Source organism: Agarivorans sp. 2_MG-2023 (assembly GCF_030548085.1).
Classification (GTDB): Bacteria; Pseudomonadota; Gammaproteobacteria; order Enterobacterales; family Celerinatantimonadaceae; genus Agarivorans.
This window is the reverse complement of the sequence record NZ_JAUORQ010000013.1, coordinates 14,727-32,011: the sequence shown is the minus strand read 5'-3', so window position 1 is coordinate 32,011 and position 17,285 is coordinate 14,727. Positions and strand designations below refer to the sequence as shown.

The following is a 17,285-nucleotide window of genomic DNA, read 5'->3' as shown; positions in this document are numbered from 1 at the left end:
CCAAGCTACAATATCTTGCCTATACTGAGACGGATCGTAAAAATGCGTAAAGGCAATTTACAATAGTTGCAATTTTGTTAGTTTACCCACACAAAATTTAATGGCAATTAACCATGAACGTAAAAAACAACTCAACGCAATTTGGATTAGTCAGTAAGCTTATTCACTGGCTTATGGCAGCACTTATCATCGCTTTGGTGGCTATCGCTTTATATATGGACACGCTACCAAGGGGAGCAGAAAAATCTGAGCTATTTTCTCTCCACAAAGGTTTGGGTGTTATCGCTTTAGCCTCTATCTTCTTAAGAATTATTTGGCACCGTATAACCAAGGTTCCCTCACCTATTGGCGAAGGCATTAAATTGAAAATGGCTCACGCCGGACATATAGCCTTATACTTGCTGATGTTGGCAATGCCTATTTCGGGCATGATCATGTCTTTAGCTGGCGGCCACGCAATTAACTTCTTCGACTTATTCACCATTGCTGGCTTTGCAGAGAAAAACGAATGGTTAAATGGGATTGCCTCAGAGGTGCACTATTACGCTGCGCAAGCCTTATATGTGGTATTAGCCGCTCATGTTGGCGCCGCGCTTTATCATCACTTTTTGTTAAAAGACGACACCATAAAACGTATGACGTCTAAATAGCGATCCAGTAGCGAAAAAAGCTAAGTTAAGGCCACGCGTTTGCTGGCCTTTTTATAGAAAATCCGCCAACCGCTCCAGTTAGGCAGCTCCCAACGTTTTGGTCCGCCTTTTCTAGCGCCAGAGTGATAGTGAACAATCACTTGTTTAGAGCGACCTAGGTATTCCACATCAAGTTTGATATCAGCTAATACCAAATGCTGAGGGAAGCGTTGTTCGAAATCTGAACGTTGCCATTCAGGAATACCATCAAACACGATGTCACTAGGCTCTATTAGTTCCAAATCTTCGGCGTTTTCAACACCAAGTTGCAGTAAGTAATCACTCAGCCAGTTTAATGCTTCAATTGCCTTGCCTTCACCGCCTCCATGCTTAACACCAAGACTAACCCACAAGTTCCAAGCGTCTATGTCATTTTGTAGGCTTAATTGTTTAAACCTTACTTGCTGTTTAGCCAATAAACGCCTAGCCAAACCGAGCCGATACTGCTCAGGGTTAGCGGCTAAGGTTTCATTAGCAATCACTCGTCCAGCATAAACACGTTGCACTGGTTGACGCCCCTGCTTATCAATATGCCCCTTAGCCTCCAGTTCACCAAATTGCTGCTCCGCCAGCAGAGCGATAGGCACTGGCGCTAAACACAAACCAATATTCATTAATTGCTTAAGGCCTCGACCGGGCATGCTGTAAACATCAAAGGCTATTGCTGCCAACTGCTCGTTAGCCAACAGGCTTTCTCGGCCAATTTGTAGCTCAGAAAACCCGTTTCCCATGGCGTCTTGGCGTTTTTCTCGTCGCACATATACCAATTCCTTAGCGCCGACTAAAATGGCCGTGATCAGCTTATCTCTTTGATAGGGTGCGGCTTCGGCCAAATCATTCATTGCCATTACACTGCGTAGCTGCTCGGCTAACTCTTGAGCTTGATGTAATGCCTCTTGATTAACCGGTAGCTCTTCTGGCCAGGTTTTACCGCGCATTAAATCCAGCAATAATGTCATATCACAATGCAGCGGCTGCCATTCACTGAGCTGCTTTAAACCGTGTTCCGACTTAGGTTTTTGAAAAATCGCCTTATTAATACTGAGTGCCGCCGCGAGATCCAACATGGCTTCGCGCTCAGCTTGCGACGACATAAGATTCACAAGATGAGCAAAATAGCTGTCAATAGGCAGTACTAACAAACGTTGCCCATGCTCACTCAACTTCGCAGGGCTGGTAAGCGCTCGCATACTTGTTAAACGCTCGGTCGCAATGTTTATAGACTTCTCTGGCAAGGCTTCTAAAAAGGCTAAGTTAGCTAACGCTTGCTCACAACTAGCAGCAAACAACATAGGTTCAAGTAATTCTTCACGCTGCATTTGTGGTGGAGTGACCTGTTCAAGCGGCGCAAACTCCCCCCATAAACGGTAACAATGGCCAGCTCTAACTCGACCCGCTCGGCCTTTGCGCTGCTCGGCACTGGCCCGAGAAATACGCTCCAGACTTAACACCGTTCGCCCTGCTCGTTGTTTGGTGCGGCGCTCTAAACCAGAATCAATTACACTACTTATGCGGGGAATAGTTAAACTGGTTTCTGCCACATTAGTGGCTAGAATCACTCGACGAGGCCGAGCTTTTGTCGATGAATCATCCAATAGGTATCGACGTTGCTCAGCGCTAATCGTGGCATGAAGGGCCAATACTTCGGCATTTATATCCGCTAGGCTCGCAAGGCTACGTTGAATTTCTCCACGCCCAGGTAAAAATACCAAGATATCGCCATCATCTTTTTTCATTGCCTTATTCACGGCGCTTTTTATGGCATCCGTGATTCGAGTAATATCTGGCAAGTGATGCGATTCCCGCGCTTCATAGCTTAAACTTACCGGGTACTCACGGCCTTCAGTTTTCAATGGTTTTGCCGCTAAATATTCACAGAGCTTATGACCTTCCAAAGTCGCTGAGGTAACCACTACTCGAATCGGCAGTTGCTTTACTAGAGCCAGTAATAAATCTGAATCCCAACGCCGCTCATGAAATTCATCAATAATAATTACCGCATATTCGCCAAGCTTATTTTCCGCCAACCAGCGCAAGGCGATTCCTGGGGTAACAAAAGCAATATTGGTATGTTCATTTACCGTTGAATGAAAGCGAATCGAGTAACCCACCTTATGAGGCTCTCCTGCCAACTTAGCTTGCTCTGCAACATAACTAGCCAAGGCTTCACAGGCAATTCGACGCGGCTGAACCACCAACACCTTACCCAAACTTGTTGCCCAACGCGGTAAACGGGTTGACTTACCCGAGCCGGTGGCAGCTTCAACAACTAAGTGATGCAGATGTAATTCACTCAAAAAAGCAGACTTTATTGAATCAATAGGTAAAGGGCTTAGCTGACTTACGCTCACATGAATTCCAAAATAGTTGGTCGCTGAATTAACAGGGCAAATACTACAGCTACCAGCAAAAACGCGCTAGCTTACAAATTACTCACTCAGCAAGGTTTGCAAATTTAGCTGCGCTTAGCATAAGCTAAGTCCCTCTTCGCTAACGTTGTTTAATGGAATCGACATGAATTTTTCTACACTTGGAAGCAGTAATTTATCGGTATCACGAGTTTGCTTAGGCAGCATGACTTGGGGCTTACAAAACAACCAAAGCGATGCTAACCAGCAAATCGACTATGCCCTTAGCCAGGGCGTAAACTTTATTGATACAGCTGAGATGTACGCAGTACCGCCTTCCGCTGAAACCTATGGCAAAACCGAAAGCATTATAGGTAACTGGGTAGCAGCCAATAAGCAGCAGCGTAAAGATGTGGTGATAGCCACCAAAATTGCTGGTGCTGGATTACCATGGGTGCGTAATGGCGGGCCCATTACCGGAGATGCTGTCGTAGCAGCGGTTGATGCTTCGCTACAACGCTTGCAAACCGACTATATCGATTTATACCAACTACATTGGCCTAACCGCTCTACCCCGCACTTTGGTAAACATTGGCCCAATCAAATTACTCCCACTGAGCTAGATGCAGCAGATCATCAAGCGCAGATGCTAGACATACTCCAAGGCTTACAGCGCTGTGTTGAAGCAGGAAAGATTCGCCACTGCGGTTTGTCCGACGATACACCGTGGGGCATTAACACCTATTTAAAGCTGAGTGAGCAACATAACTTGCCACGTATGGTATCGATTCAAAATGAATTTAGTTTGCTACACGCTAAAGACTGGGCTTACTTAATTGAAAATTGCGTGCAAGAAAATATTGCCTATTTGCCTTGGTCACCACTGGCCAGCGGTATGTTAAGTGGTAAATACGCCAATGGTGCACGCCCTGCTGGCAGCCGTTGGACCTTAATGCAGCGCAATGGCATTTTCCGCAATACGGAGTTAGCCCACAAAGCGGTAGCTGATTACGCAAAAATTGCTGCAGAGTATGATTATACTCCTGCGCAATTAGCGCTAGCTTGGTGTGACCAAGTCAATGGTGTGACTTCTACCATTATTGGCGCCACCAGCGTAGCCCAGCTAAAAGAAGATATTGATGCATTTTCGCAACCATTAAGTGAGCGAGCGTTAGCCGACATAGCAGACGTATTTAAACGCTACCCAGCACCTTATTAGTCGCCCTCGCCCAACAAAACGTCACAACAAAAAAGTCACCTTAATAGGTGGCTTTTTATTAGGCAGACTGCCTTTGTTCAATATCCTCAGCCAACTTACCCATTTGTTTGGTCATTCCATACAATAACCAACTGTGCCAAGGAGCAAAAAAATACCAATAGACCAAGCCCCAAAAGCCTGCAGGGTGCCAATACAACGCCACTTCTAATTTACAAGTATCGGCATCCAAGACTTCAATACTTAACTGCATGCCGCCCCCGCCTGGTGCTTTCATGCCAAAGCGCATCACTAAACAGTCGTTTTCTTCCGCGCTTAAAATCGTCCATGAATCGACTCTATCACCCACTTTTAGCTGCCGGTAATCGGTTCGGCCATGTTCTCGACCTTTACCCCCCACAACAAAATCCATCCACTCGCGCATTGCCCATAGGCTGTTTAAGTAAAAATAGCGGTGCTTGCCCCCTAGCAAGTTAATCACTTGCCACAGGGCTTGCGGACTTGCTTTCACGGTAACCACTTTCTTTGCGGCCTTGGCATAAAAGCCGTGTAAAGATGAAAAGTTACGAAAAGTAGGAACCCCATCTTGCCAGCGCTTAGGGTAAGTGTGTACTTGCTCTTCATTTAGCAATTGCTCGATGGCCTGATCCAAACTAATCAGCGGTTGCGGAATTAACTTACGCAAGGGCTCAGGGTTTGCTTGCAGTTGCTCAGCTAAGCCTGCAATTAAGGCCTTAGCTAAACTTTGTGGTACCGACGTTATTACCCCAAGTACCATGCAGGCCAACTGAATAGGCAAACCCGGTAACACCATAATCTTTATTTTTTTATTCAAATGGTTAGCAATTTTTAGCATCAACTCGCGATAGCTCAGCCACTCTGGGCCAGCTGCGTCCAGTACCATACCTGCGGTTTCTGGCATCTCAGCTAATTTAACCAAATAATAAAGCACGTTTTCTAAGGCGATAGGTGGAGCCTTGGTTCCAATCGCTTTGGGCACAAAAGCCAACGGCATGTGGCCAACTAAGTCACGCATTACCTCAAAAGCGGCAGAGCCAGGAGAGATAATAATGCCAGCGCGCAGCTCGGTAACAGCCACTCCGCTGGAGGCTAGCGCTTGGCCAGTGGCCACTCGCGCTAACATGTGCTCTGATTTTGGTTTAGCCGATACCAAGCTGCCCATATAGATAATTCGTGTAATGTCGGCTTTACTGGCGGCATTCGCTAAGTTGTTGGCCGCAATGGCCTCAAGCTCACTATGCGCTTGCCCGTCGCTCATGCCATGCATTAAGTAATAAACTAGTTCTACCTTGGCTAAGGCATCTGGCAGACTATCTGGCTCAAGTAAATCTAAAGTAAAGCGAGGACAATCAAGATCTTGCCACGGAGCTGCCTTATGAGGGTCACGAGAAGATACACTGACTTGATGACCCGCCTCTACTAATGCAGGAACTAGCTTTCTGCCAATAGTACCAAAGGCGCCAATCACCAAAATCCGCATCGTTTTTAACTCCAATTCTCATTAACGTAAACTCATCACTAGCGTAGTTGATTTTCACAGTAATGAGTTCAGTAACTCAAATAACTATCTAAATTAAATAAGATTTAAAGGTAATGACTAACAGCCTAATTGAATGACAATACAGTTTGAGTTGATTGTCTAAACTTGCCCGGTGACATTCCCATTACCTGTTTAAATTTGGCACAAAAATAGGCGCTATCAGAAAACTCGCAGGCATAAGCAATTTGAGTGATGCTTTGGCGGCTTTCACTAAGCATCGCTACGGCAGTATTGATTTTGCGTTTAAGAATATAATCTTTGTAGTTTTGGTCAAACAAGGACTTAAATAAGCGAGAAAAGTGATACTTAGACATCCCGCATATATCGGCGGCCTGCTGCAAATTCAAGTTAAGGGTTTGCTGATTTTCGAGGTGGTGTAACAAGGGAATTAACTTAGAGAGACCTTTGTTTTCCCTCGCCGCTACCAGTGATTGCTCGGCGTTAAACAAACATCCCTTATGCTGCTGAGCAAGAAACAAAAAGATGGTATGCAGCAAACTATAGGCTAAGTTTCTATCTTCACTCTTGGCATCGGCATTTTCTAGCCACTCAAACTGGCTATGCAAAAAGCCCGCTTGTTGCTCATCGAGTTGGATCACCAAGGGGCGTTCTAGTTGGCTAGTGAATTCTAGTAGGTTTAGCTCACTTAACAAGTAGCGCTCAAACTGCAATAAACTAAATTCACGGTCGTCCCCGTCCATGTCTATTGCATGCATACCTAAAGAAGGAATAAACACCAAAACGTTACGGCCTAGTTCAATGGCTTGACCATCTATCTCCACTTGCCCAGCAATTTTTTTGAAGAGCATGATCTCGCCCAACATATGAAAATGGGTAGGAATAACCATCTTCGGTTCATCCACAATATGAAAGCGCCTTAAGTAATAAGGTTTGCCTTGTGGCAGGTGAATGTTTTCAAAACTGAGAGCGTGCGCAGGCATAGTAGCAATAATTTCATACAAATAAGCTCAAACCTTACATATTAGCCCCTCTTAAAGCAATAAATTAACAATACAGACTTCAGGAGTAATTATGGCAACGATAACTAACCCTATCCTTACTGGTTTTCGACCAGACCCTTCCATCATCCGTGTGGGTGATGATTATTATATTGCTACCTCTACCTTTGAATGGTTTCCCGGCATTATGATTCACCATTCAAAAGACTTGGTTAACTGGCAAATAGTTGGCCACGTGCTTAATACCGTAGAGCATTTAGATATGCGTGGCATGGATAATTCCGAAGGAGTTTACGCCCCAGCCTTAAGTTACGCTGACGGAAAATTTTGGTGCTGTTTCGCCAATGTTCGCTCTTGCCGTGGCGGCACTTGGATGTCTACTCCTGCTTATGTAGTCAGTGCGGAAAATATAGAAGGTCCTTGGAGCAAACCTGTCTCTATTGGAGATTACGGTTTTGACCCTTCGTTGTTTCATGATGACGACGGCAAAAAGTACATGGTAAACATGGTGTGGGACGGGCGTAAAAAGACCGACTACTTTGGTGGGATTATTCTTCAAGAATTTGATGCCGACAAAGGTGAGTTGGTCGGTGAAGAAAAGATAGTTTTCGGCGGCACTAAGTTAGGCTGTACTGAAGGTCCACAAATACTTAAAAAAGAGGGGTGGTATTACCTCATTACAGCCGAAGGCGGTACATCTTATGATCATGCCGTCACGGTATGTCGCTCTAAGAGCATTTGGGGTCCTTACGATCTTCACCCACAAAACCCTATTCTTACCTCTCGTCATCAAGATGAAGCTGAACTTCAGCGCGCAGGTCACGGGTTTTTAGTAGAAACTCAAAATGGTGAGTGGTACTTATCTCACCTATGCGGTCGCCCAATTAACGATCCAGAAAACCCAAGCTATTCTATGGACTATGGGCAAGGTCGCTGTACTCTTGGCCGCGAAACCGCCTTGCAAAATGTAGAATGGCGCGACGGATGGCCTTACGTTGTAGGTGGCACAACACCACGCGTAGAGATTCAAGCGCCTAAACTGGCCGCACACCCTTGGCCGGTAGAAGCAAGCCGTGATGACTTTGACCAAACCCAATTTGCACCTAAGTACCAGTCACTTAAAGACCCGTTTGAAGAATCATGGATATCATTAAGCAAACGTCCAGGTTACGCGCGTTTAGTCGGTCGCGACTACTTATACTCTCGCTACAATCAAAGCCTGCTAGCACAGCGCCTAACTGCATTTAACTGTGTGAGCGAGACCGCAGTAGAGTTTGCGCCAAGTTCGCCAAGGCAAATGGCTGGCTTAGTAGCCTATTACTCACGTGGTGGCCACTACTTCCTAAAAACCTCCGCTAATGACCAAGGTGAACAAACAATTCAACTTGTTGGTGATATTGATGACAAATACCTTGAGTACACCGATGAAATCGTTATTGGTAACCGTGAGCGTGTTTACATGCGATTGGAACTCAACACCCATTGGTATCAGTTTAGTTACTCTCTAGATGGCACAACATGGCTAAACATTGGTGAGCCACTTAATGCCACCGACCTATCTGACGAAGGCAGTAAAGACGTGTTCCGCTTCACCGGTACTCTGCTTGGTTTGTTTGCTTGTGACTTAACAGGCAAGCATATCGCAGCAGATTTTGATTACTTTAAATACAAGACCTTAGATTAATTAAGTTTATAAATCATTAGCTTAACGCACTACTTAAGCGGTCTTAGGTAGTGCGATCTAACTCTTACTTTTCTCATTCAACGCAACTAAAAATCTTTAAGTTGATTTAAATCATTATCTCACTCGCTATACATTGACACACTCGCTGCATCATTTTTAACCACTGAGCAGTATGTTATGCAATCTTCCATTCGTTTATTTTTGGCCCCCTGCTGCATATGTTTTTTGCTTAGTGCTGCTCATTTCTACTATGCCCAACAACAAATCTACGTAATCCTTTGTGTAATGGGCTTCTTCAGCGTGTTAATTCGACATCCCATTTGTTTACGTTTAAACCAATGCGCCATGTTATTGCTCACTGCAGAATGGATTAATACCTTGGCAGAGATTTACGTAATTCGCAGCGCATACGACCAACCTTGGCTACGAATGGCCGCTATTTTAGGCGCAGTGGCACTGCTACATTTTGCTAGCGCCATGTTATTTCAGCATTATCGAATTCGCCGCTATTTTGGTTACCCAAGGCAGTATTTGTTTCGCTAGGGCCTTATTGATTGCACTGTAAATTTTTCGAAAGCAGCAAGTCGCCAGATTTCTACTAGCTCACCAGAATGGATGTGATTAATAGCACACGATTAAAGCCACGCAATCAAATCACCTACCAAAATTTTAACCTGTTAGTCCCTCCCTTAATTGATAGATGGCAGGCGAAGCAATCGCTTCACCCGCTCGTTTTAAATCTATGTGGTAGGTATATGGCTCACCACGCTCAAACCTGAATCACTAACATCTAATTGATAAACGCCATTTTCACCCACTAACATTAGGCCCTGCTCGGTGGCAATAACGTCGTTGCAAGCAAATACATCATTAAGCTCTTGCTTAACTAATATATGACTAAATTCAGCAGCATCGTCAGGATTGATTTCCAGTGCTAAGGAAACCAGTCCTTCTGCAGCATCACAAACATAAAGCGTCCCCTCTCGAAGTGTTAAGCCAATGGGATCAGCGAGTTCTCGATACTCCGCCATTGATGTACTGTTTGGTCGTTCACTAGAAGCGCCTTCATCAATTTCTTCTTGAGATGGGGGAACATAAGCCAGGATATCGCTAATGTTTTCAACAAATATTCCATCCCGAAAGGTGATTTCGTTACTACCATCTCTGGTGGTGTAATAAGCCACTCCATCGTGAGCAACAACAGGATCATAGGCAACAAGATGACTTAGTCGCGCGACAAACTCGACGGGATAATCTAGGTCACCAGTGGAACGATAAATGTCTACACCAGTTGCATGGCCGACCATCACATGGCTGTTTTCATACACGTGTAATGTTTCAGCTCCCCAAGAATGGCTATTAACATAATCAGTTGATAGAAACTCTTCGGAGCGAAGTATCGAAACAGATTGGCTCATGTTTATTGCATGAAGATCGCCTTGAAACTCTACTAAAGCGGCAAGGGAACCAACCTGGCCTGTTCCGCTATAAACTACGGTGCCACCACTTGAGCCTGACTCTGAGCCACAGGCAGCCATTAGTACTATCGCAATAGGTACACTAAGTCTTTTAATAAGCATTTTCATAGCAGCTCCTCTAATGACCAAAAGTAGAAGGATTTACCATCGGCATTCTTGTAACCAATCACCAAACCAATTTCGTAATCCAAGTACACGGGTTCATACTCTTCAGAACCGTCACTAAACTTTGCAAATATTGTGGCTTGAGGAGACAAGCGATCATAGTCTGGGTAACTTAAAGCGAGCTCTTGAGTAGAAATGCTATTTAGATTGTTAAAATCAATCAGAACTAAATCCGTTAAGGCAGCAACAACCAGCATGCCTTGGTGAACCAATACATCAGAAGCACCATTTATATGAACAAAGCCCAAATATACAGGCGCTTCACGATGAGTATTATCGAAAATGTAGACTCCTCGCAGCTCAGAAATAATAAACATGTAGTGCTGGTAAAGGTAAATCTTTCCGGAATTCTCTAAGCCGATAAACTCTTCGACTCTTGAGCCAGCATCGATATAAGCTTGTGTTAAGGCATTGCTATTTTCAGCGCTAAAACTCACTTGTTTCTCACCTCTAAAGCTTTCCCAATCCAAATATATTGGCTCAATAGCACAAATAGCTTCACTTTGATCGGGGTAAGTACAAATGTATCTAGCCTGTTGATCAACAGTTGGCGATTGATAGCTGCCTAGCATCATTCCACTACCCACAATGACAGCGACGGGAACAGCAAATCGTGCTTTCTTTGGCTTAATGGTTGCATTGTTAGTATGAAGCAGCAGAATAAAGCTAGAGAAAATAGCGGCAATAACAAGTGCTGCTATATCCATCCATTCAAAATTTCCATAGCTTAAAACCCCCAAGGTTTCAGTAGCTTGTCCAAACTCAAAAGCGAGATCAACACCTAACCAACATATCGGTATTGCTAACCAACGTTTTCCTGCAGTTCCTAATAAACCTGCAGTGAACAAGCTCATGCCCACTACGTGAAGAAAGCTAGGGAACCACTCTGATGCATACCGAGGCAGTAGAATGGGATTTGCAGAAAACTTTATCCACTGATAGGCCGGAAGCGCATCAAACAGTATTTGGGGCTCCCTAAAATTGGCATAAAACAACATACCAATTACCCCGGTAAAGATTCCCCACCAAAACAAACTGGGAGCTTTAATCATAATCACTTCCTTGTACGACAAAATTCAACCAAGAAAGCTTAACAAAAAGCTCAACAAAACCAATAAACCCATGATTAAACGTTGATAATCATACAAGGTGAATTTTAAAGGTGTGAATGAAAGCGCTATCATCTACGTCAGTTATCATAAATTGAATTGCGTTCTAGCTTAATCAGTAACGCCCCTAGTTGCAGCGCATTCGTTTTGGGCTAAGGCTTAGCGTATACTCCCATTTTTTTTACTTGCACCGTATAACTCGTGAATCGATTTCTAGAGCTTTATGCTCAACGCAAAGCTGCCGCCACCACTGAATTTAAAGGCCGTGGGGCTCGTCGTGTGCGCTGCACCAGCTGCCAAATGCCTCAGCAACACTGCTTTTGTGAGCAAGCTATTTTGCAAAATAGTGAATGTGGTTTTGCTTTGTTAATGCACAACATGGAAGTGCTACGCCCAAGCAATACTGGCCGATTTATTGCCGACTTAATTCCAGATACCCACGCTTTTATCTGGCAACGCAAAGAGCCTTGCCAAGGGCTACTTGCATTGTGCCAACAAGAGCATTGGCAGCCCTATGTGGTTTTTCCAGCAAGCTTTAGCCAGCCTGAGCGAGTACATTACCAAGTAGAGCTGGAGCCGAAACGCAAACCACTTTTTATAATGCTTGATGGCAGTTGGCGCGAAGCGCGCAAGATGTTTCACCAAAGTCCCTGGCTTGATCAATTTCCAGTAATTTCAATTCAACCTGAACAAGCATCCCGTTACGGCTTGCGATCTCGACCAATAAAAGGCCAATGGGCCACCGCTGAAGTAGCGGCTCAATTGTTGGCAATGAGTGGCGAAGAAAGCAACGCTAAACTTTTAGAGCAGCGCTTTAATGCTTTTACTCAACAAACTCTTGCTGGACGACACCATTAAGTAGCCAAATCCACCAGTTTTTACTCAATTTACAGGCCTTTTCATCTACCACTTTCGTGAGATGCATCACGTGATTGAAAACGTTATCAAGCAAAAGTTGTTTTGCTTGCTTTTGTCACTATGCCTAGCCCATAAGTTGTTGTTATGATGATTGCGCTTGAAGAGACAGCGCATAATTTGTACAAATTACTAAGTGCTGCGAAACCCAAGCAAACTAAAAAATAGAGTAATATTTCAATTGTTTCAGGAGACACAATGTCTAAGAGCACTGGTACCGTTAAGTGGTTTAACGAAAAGAAAGGTTTTGGTTTTATTTCTCAAGAGTCAGGCGCTGATGTGTTTGTTCACTTCCGTGCAATTTTGGGGGATGGATTTAAATCACTTGAAGAAGGCCAGAAAGTAGCATTTGACGTTGAAGACGGTCAAAAAGGCCCACAAGCCGCCAATGTTGAAGTTGCCTAAGTAACTTCAAGAAGAAGCATAACCTGGGATTAGGTTATGCTTCCTATTTTCCTTCTATCCCACCCTTATTGTAAATCCAAAAAATAAAGATGTTGTGGCCCTGCTGGCCCGCCGTTATACAGCTTTTCACTGTCTACAAAACCACACTTTTTATACAAGGCTTGCGCCCCATTATTGCGACAATTTACGGTAAGCGCCAAATGTTGCAAAGACGGATTTAGCTCCGCTACATAAGCTCTTAATTGCGCGCCTGCTGCAAAGCCATAACCTTTGCCTTGAAACTGACTAGCCACAAAAAATGAACGTAATAAAACACTTTGCTGTAAGGGTAACTCAGCCTGATAAGGGTAATGGGCATCAATAACAAAAAAGCCCACCACCTGCTTGTTAGCTAAGATTAAATGTGCCGTTTGCTGGGCGCTTAATTCATCTAAAACCTGCGCAATGGGTTTAACAAAATGTTGTTGTGCTTCACCTACTTGCAATGCCAATAACTCGGCTAACAACTCACTACTAATAGCTTGTAATTTAACTCGCTCGGTCATTCAATGCTCTCTCACTAAACACAGCTTCTCGGCCCATCATTAGTTGCTTACGTTCTAAGCCCCAGCGATAACCTCCTAAGGCTCCACTACTGCGGATCACTCTATGGCAGGGAATAACAAACGCAATAGGGTTTTTCGCCACCGCACTCGCGACTGCACGTGTCGCATTACTAGAACTCACCTGTTCAGCCAAAAATTGGTAAGAACACAAACTGCCAAAAGGCAGCTTAAGTAGGGCTTGCCACACTTGTAACTGAAAGTTTGTTCCCTTTAGCCATAACGACAAGGGTTGTTGACTATTTCCACCGTCAAATACTTGAGATAATAGTTGCTGACTAAGCGTCTCATCTAAACAACATTGCGCCTTGGGCCAGGCTTTATTCAACTCATCTAAGGGAGCTGAATCATCTTCTGTTTCGCAGAAGCTTAACTGACAAATGCCTCTTGTTGTGCTGGCAACAAACGCCCAGCCAAAAGGGGTCAGCCCCCAACCATAATATATTTGAATACCCGCACCTAAGCTCTTTGCTTCACCAGGAGTGACTGCGGCAATATTCACAAACAAGTCGTATAAGCGCCCTGCACTAGACAAACCCAAATCGTAAGCTAACTCTAACACCGAGTTAGACTCAGCCAACTGTTGCTGCGCTCGCTGCAAGGTAAGATATTGTAAGAAACGTTTTGGAGAAACCCCCACCCAGCGACTAAACAAACGCTGCATGTGTGACTCACTAAAACCAAGTGTTGCAGATAGTTCGGCAAGTTCAGGCTGATGCTGTTGATGTTCAAGCAAGTAGGCCATAGCTTGGCTAATTTGCTGATACTCTCGGTGTGATTGCAGTGAGTATTGCTCCATCACTTATCCTCCTATAGTTTAAGCGCCACTCTACCCGAAATAGATCACTGACTCGACCCGATATTTGCTTAAGCCAGCATCGTCTTTATTTCACGTCTATATTATTGGGTTTACAGCTACTGCGGGACACTTCTCAGGCTTAAGGAACTGGCTTTAAGGTTATTGGCTCAACACCCTCTGTTCAGCCTGTTCAATCACTTGGGCTAACTCGCCAGATTTAAGCATATCTTGAATGACCTTATCGACCTTCTTAACCAGATGAAACTCTCGGCGGTGAATGTAATGATAAAGAGGAAATACAGCCAGTGGCGCAGAAGAGGTAATTTGCTCGTTTAGCTTTAACCGCTCTAGAGCAATTAATCCGTCCATTTTATTGGTGAGCGCAACGTCTGCTCTTCCACGGCTCACAAACTCTAGTAACTTATCGGTATTTCTGAGTTGCTCAACCTCACTAAAACTGGCGGTTACATCGGCAGTATGTTTAACCCCTCTTACTATCACCAATTTATATTGCGCTAAGTCTGACAAGGTAGCCACCGCCAAATCTCGCTCGGTTAAATAAAACGCGGTGGTATTTAATGAGTAATAAGGTGTAGGCACCCTAATTAATTGGCTGTTTCGTTCTCCATAACTCCATATCCTCATTACTTCACCATCCAGCAAACCATTACTAGCCTCTGATTGAGCTCGCTTGGCTGGTAAGGAATTAACGTCAATGCTCAGCCCAAGTTTCTTGTAAACAGCATCGAGCACAATAATACCCACTTTTTGTTCAAACAAATGCTCTATAGCCGCATACCTATAAGGCCCTTCGGCTAAAACAGAAGAACAAAAAAATAGGCTTAAGAGAAAAGTAAATTTGCGAATGCAGTTGCTCCCTTTATTGCTTTACTTAACGATAAAAAACCGTAGGTTCTACAATAATACTAGACTAGCCTTTGGCAACTTTCTTACAAAAAAAGCGCACTTCTGTGCGCCTTTACTATTTTACTTGGGGCTAAACCTTTAAGTCATTACATGCCCTTAATCAAAGGTATAGGTAAACACTCTAAAACCCTCGTTATCAGCTACATCATCAAACTCTTGCGTAGGTGTTACCCGCGGCAAATACTGGTTAGCAAAACCTTCTGCGGCTTCCAACTGTGATGATAGAAACTCAACACTAAGGCCAACAGGGCCAACTAAAGTGAAGTTGTGAGCATTTGGAAACTCCAAAATATCACTAGGGTCATTTAAATCGTTCGATTTAGCATTCAAGTAGTGATTAACTAAATCGCGGTTAGACTCTACTTCATCTTCATGAGCGACGGTGGCGTTAGCAACGCCCGGCATCCAACTTTGCGAAGCTCGGTAGTTGTTGGTTACCACGTACAGCTTTTTAGTTAGTTGGTTTTCTAAATTCTCACCAGCATATTGAACATTGCCAATACGGCGGCTATTGGTTTGAATTAACTCGCCATTTTCATCGTATACCAACTCACCTAATTCGTTTACTTGGTAGCGAGGGGCTTGGCTTACATCGATGTCATAAGTTAACAAGCTTTCTCCATCGGTATCAAAGCCACCGAAAAACACATCGAAGCTATAACTGCGAAATTGCTGGTGCAATAACCTGTCGCCGTCTTCTGCTACGGTTTGATATTGCTGAGCAACAATTACTTCCATCCACTCAATAAGATCTGCCACCGTCAGTTCAAGCACCGCTGGTGTATTGTTATCAAACACATATAAGTCAGCAACACTGGCTCGAGTTAGCGCATCACCGTCAATATTGGTGTAATCCTCTCTACCACCACGACCACCTTTGAAGGGAGCGGAAACCGATAGCATAGTAATGCTTGCATCTAACACGCCATCCTCTTGCCACGCCAAGCCTTGTGAATACTGCGCTTCGTTTACAATTTGCACTGATATGTCTGATTCAACGGCTGAAAAATAACTGTTTATTGGCTCGTCAATGTTACCAATTTCTTCAGCCATAAAATCTAAAGTGCCATCGTGATCTGAACTGACAAAGTAGTTAATCATTTCATCTTGCAGGTTGGGGTCATCCTTAAGTGCCCGTAAACTAGCGCTACTCGATTTAACCGACCATGTTTCCCCTCCATTGGAGCTTCTTAGGGTTAAATCAATCACACCTAAATGATTCCCCCAAAATCCCGGCATAACCGCTGGCTTACCAAATATTTTGCCGTTGGGCGCATCTACACCTTCCATCCCGTCATAAGTATTACTATCGGTTGGGAAGTTGTTATGGTCATGGCCAAACATTAAAGCATCAATGCCATCAATTTGAGCTAACTGCCAAGAAGCATTGTCCATAAACTCGCCATCACGATCGCCACCCGACAAACCAGAATGAGGAATCGCTACAATAATATCGGCGCCCTCCGCTTTCATTTTGGGAACATAATGCTCAGCAGTCATTTTAATGTCTGCCAGCATCACCTTACATTCCAAGTACCGTTTATCCCAGTTCAGAATATTAGGTGGCGTAAAACCAATAACCCCTACTTTTACCGAATGAGTAGTGCCATTGGTAGCGGTAAAGTTACGCTCTAGAATCTCATAGGGGGTAAAGTAAGGGTCAAATTGCTCAAAGAAAGCAGCGTAATTACCAGCAAAGTGCTTATCAATATCTACCGCACAGGTCTCTTCATTAATCGTCACATTGTTAGTTGTTTGCTTCCCTTCAAACTGATAAACGTTGGCATTAATATAAGGGAAGTTAGCTCCCGAGATAGCCGCAGCTAAATAATCTAAACCATAGTTAAACTCATGGTTACCAATGTTCCCAACATCGTAAGCTAAGTAATTCATCGCTTTGTACACTGGATGAATATTTCTCTCTAAGTATGAGGTACCTAAATTAGCGACATAATCTCCCATCGGACTACCTTGAATTAAGTCACCGTTATCAAACAACATGCTGTTTTGGGCTTCTTCTCGCGCTTCTTTAATCAACACCGCAGTGCGAGCCAGACCGTAGTCTTGAGGACCTAAGGCATTGTCTTTTGGAGAGGCGAAGTAGTTGTAAGGTTTCATATTTGAGTGGAGGTCGGTCGTTTCCATTAAACGAAGCTCCATCGACAATTCATTGTAAGAATTGTTGCTAGAGTTATCCCAACAAGCACTTAAACTCACAGCAATGGCCGAAGCAATCAACATCTTTTTTAGCGGAAAATGATTATCCATTTCAATCTCTAAGTTAAGGTAGTGTAAAAAACGACTACACCTTATGTAGAGCTCATTTCAGTTTTATTAATTGATAAATAAAGTATTTTTGAAATATAAGTTTTAGATTAGTGACATCACCAGCTATAGCGACTAGAAAGCCTAGTTGCGTACCCTACAT

The 17,285-nt window shown here is 43.9% G+C and carries 15 protein-coding genes; 6 read left to right on the top strand and 9 right to left on the bottom strand.

Going from position 1 to position 17,285, the window contains the following annotated elements; translation table 11 throughout:
- Positions 1-113: 113 nt before the first annotated feature.
- Complete coding sequence (locus tag Q4549_RS17770; protein WP_303514968.1) at positions 114-650, top strand: cytochrome b; 537 nt, start codon at positions 114-116, stop codon at positions 648-650.
- Positions 651-670: 20 nt separating this feature from the next.
- Here the strand turns inward: Q4549_RS17770 and Q4549_RS17765 are convergent, their stop codons facing one another.
- Positions 671-3,040, bottom strand: a complete 2,370-nt coding sequence (locus tag Q4549_RS17765; protein ID WP_303553762.1) for a helicase-related protein — start codon at positions 3,038-3,040, stop codon at positions 671-673.
- 163 nt (positions 3,041-3,203) lie between these two features.
- On the opposite strand from Q4549_RS17765, the gene Q4549_RS17760 reads away from it, so the two are divergent.
- Positions 3,204-4,256 (top strand): aldo/keto reductase, encoded by a 1,053-nt coding sequence (locus tag Q4549_RS17760; RefSeq protein ID WP_303514974.1) that lies wholly within the window; start codon positions 3,204-3,206, stop codon positions 4,254-4,256.
- A gap of 58 nt (positions 4,257-4,314) precedes the next feature.
- On the opposite strand, the gene Q4549_RS17755 is transcribed toward Q4549_RS17760, so the two are convergent.
- Positions 4,315-5,754 carry a DUF2867 domain-containing protein gene (locus Q4549_RS17755; RefSeq protein WP_303553761.1) on the bottom strand — a complete coding sequence of 480 codons (1,440 nt, stop codon included), beginning with the start codon at positions 5,752-5,754 and terminating at the stop codon, positions 4,315-4,317.
- 125 nt (positions 5,755-5,879) lie between these two features.
- The gene (locus Q4549_RS17750; protein ID WP_303557232.1) at positions 5,880-6,677 is read right to left on the bottom strand and encodes a helix-turn-helix transcriptional regulator; all 798 of its coding nucleotides are present in this window, start codon (positions 6,675-6,677) and stop codon (positions 5,880-5,882) included.
- A gap of 169 nt (positions 6,678-6,846) precedes the next feature.
- Between Q4549_RS17750 and Q4549_RS17745 the strand changes: the two genes are divergently transcribed.
- Positions 6,847-8,457, top strand: a complete 1,611-nt coding sequence (locus Q4549_RS17745; protein WP_303553759.1) for a glycoside hydrolase family 43 protein — start codon at positions 6,847-6,849, stop codon at positions 8,455-8,457.
- A gap of 177 nt (positions 8,458-8,634) precedes the next feature.
- A complete protein-coding gene (locus Q4549_RS17740) occupies positions 8,635-9,000 on the top strand; it encodes a hypothetical protein (RefSeq protein ID WP_303553758.1) in 366 nt (121 codons plus the stop codon).
- Positions 9,001-9,197: 197 nt separating this feature from the next.
- On the opposite strand, the gene Q4549_RS17735 is transcribed toward Q4549_RS17740, so the two are convergent.
- Both Q4549_RS17735 and Q4549_RS17730 read right to left on the bottom strand, forming a co-directional pair.
- On the bottom strand, positions 9,198-10,043 hold the full coding sequence (locus tag Q4549_RS17735) for a hypothetical protein (protein ID WP_303553757.1): 846 nt from the start codon (positions 10,041-10,043) through the stop codon (positions 9,198-9,200).
- Entirely contained in the window at positions 10,040-11,152 is a 1,113-nt protein-coding gene (locus tag Q4549_RS17730) for a hypothetical protein (RefSeq protein ID WP_303553756.1), read from the bottom strand. The genes Q4549_RS17735 and Q4549_RS17730 overlap by 4 nt, the downstream gene beginning before the upstream one ends.
- 258 nt (positions 11,153-11,410) lie before the next feature.
- Between Q4549_RS17730 and Q4549_RS17725 the strand changes: the two genes are divergently transcribed.
- Positions 11,411-12,067, top strand: coding sequence for a tRNA-uridine aminocarboxypropyltransferase (locus Q4549_RS17725; protein WP_303553755.1), 657 nt, complete (start codon positions 11,411-11,413; stop codon positions 12,065-12,067).
- Positions 12,068-12,322: 255 nt separating this feature from the next.
- Positions 12,323-12,529 carry a cold-shock protein gene (locus Q4549_RS17720; RefSeq protein ID WP_137672783.1) on the top strand — a complete coding sequence of 69 codons (207 nt, stop codon included), beginning with the start codon at positions 12,323-12,325 and terminating at the stop codon, positions 12,527-12,529.
- Positions 12,530-12,594: 65 nt separating this feature from the next.
- On the opposite strand, the gene Q4549_RS17715 is transcribed toward Q4549_RS17720, so the two are convergent.
- The 4 genes from Q4549_RS17715 to Q4549_RS17700 form a co-directional block, all read right to left on the bottom strand.
- A complete protein-coding gene (locus tag Q4549_RS17715; RefSeq protein ID WP_303553754.1) occupies positions 12,595-13,074 on the bottom strand; it encodes a GNAT family N-acetyltransferase in 480 nt (159 codons plus the stop codon).
- Entirely contained in the window at positions 13,058-13,930 is an 873-nt protein-coding gene (locus Q4549_RS17710) for a methylated-DNA--[protein]-cysteine S-methyltransferase (RefSeq protein ID WP_303553814.1), read from the bottom strand. Before Q4549_RS17710 ends, Q4549_RS17715 begins: the two co-directional genes overlap by 17 nt.
- 159 nt (positions 13,931-14,089) lie before the next feature.
- Complete coding sequence (locus tag Q4549_RS17705; protein WP_303514995.1) at positions 14,090-14,710, bottom strand: ABC transporter substrate-binding protein; 621 nt, start codon at positions 14,708-14,710, stop codon at positions 14,090-14,092.
- Positions 14,711-14,953: 243 nt separating this feature from the next.
- On the bottom strand, positions 14,954-17,125 hold the full coding sequence (locus Q4549_RS17700; RefSeq protein ID WP_303553753.1) for a bifunctional 2',3'-cyclic-nucleotide 2'-phosphodiesterase/3'-nucleotidase: 2,172 nt from the start codon (positions 17,123-17,125) through the stop codon (positions 14,954-14,956).
- Positions 17,126-17,285: the final 160 nt, after the last annotated feature.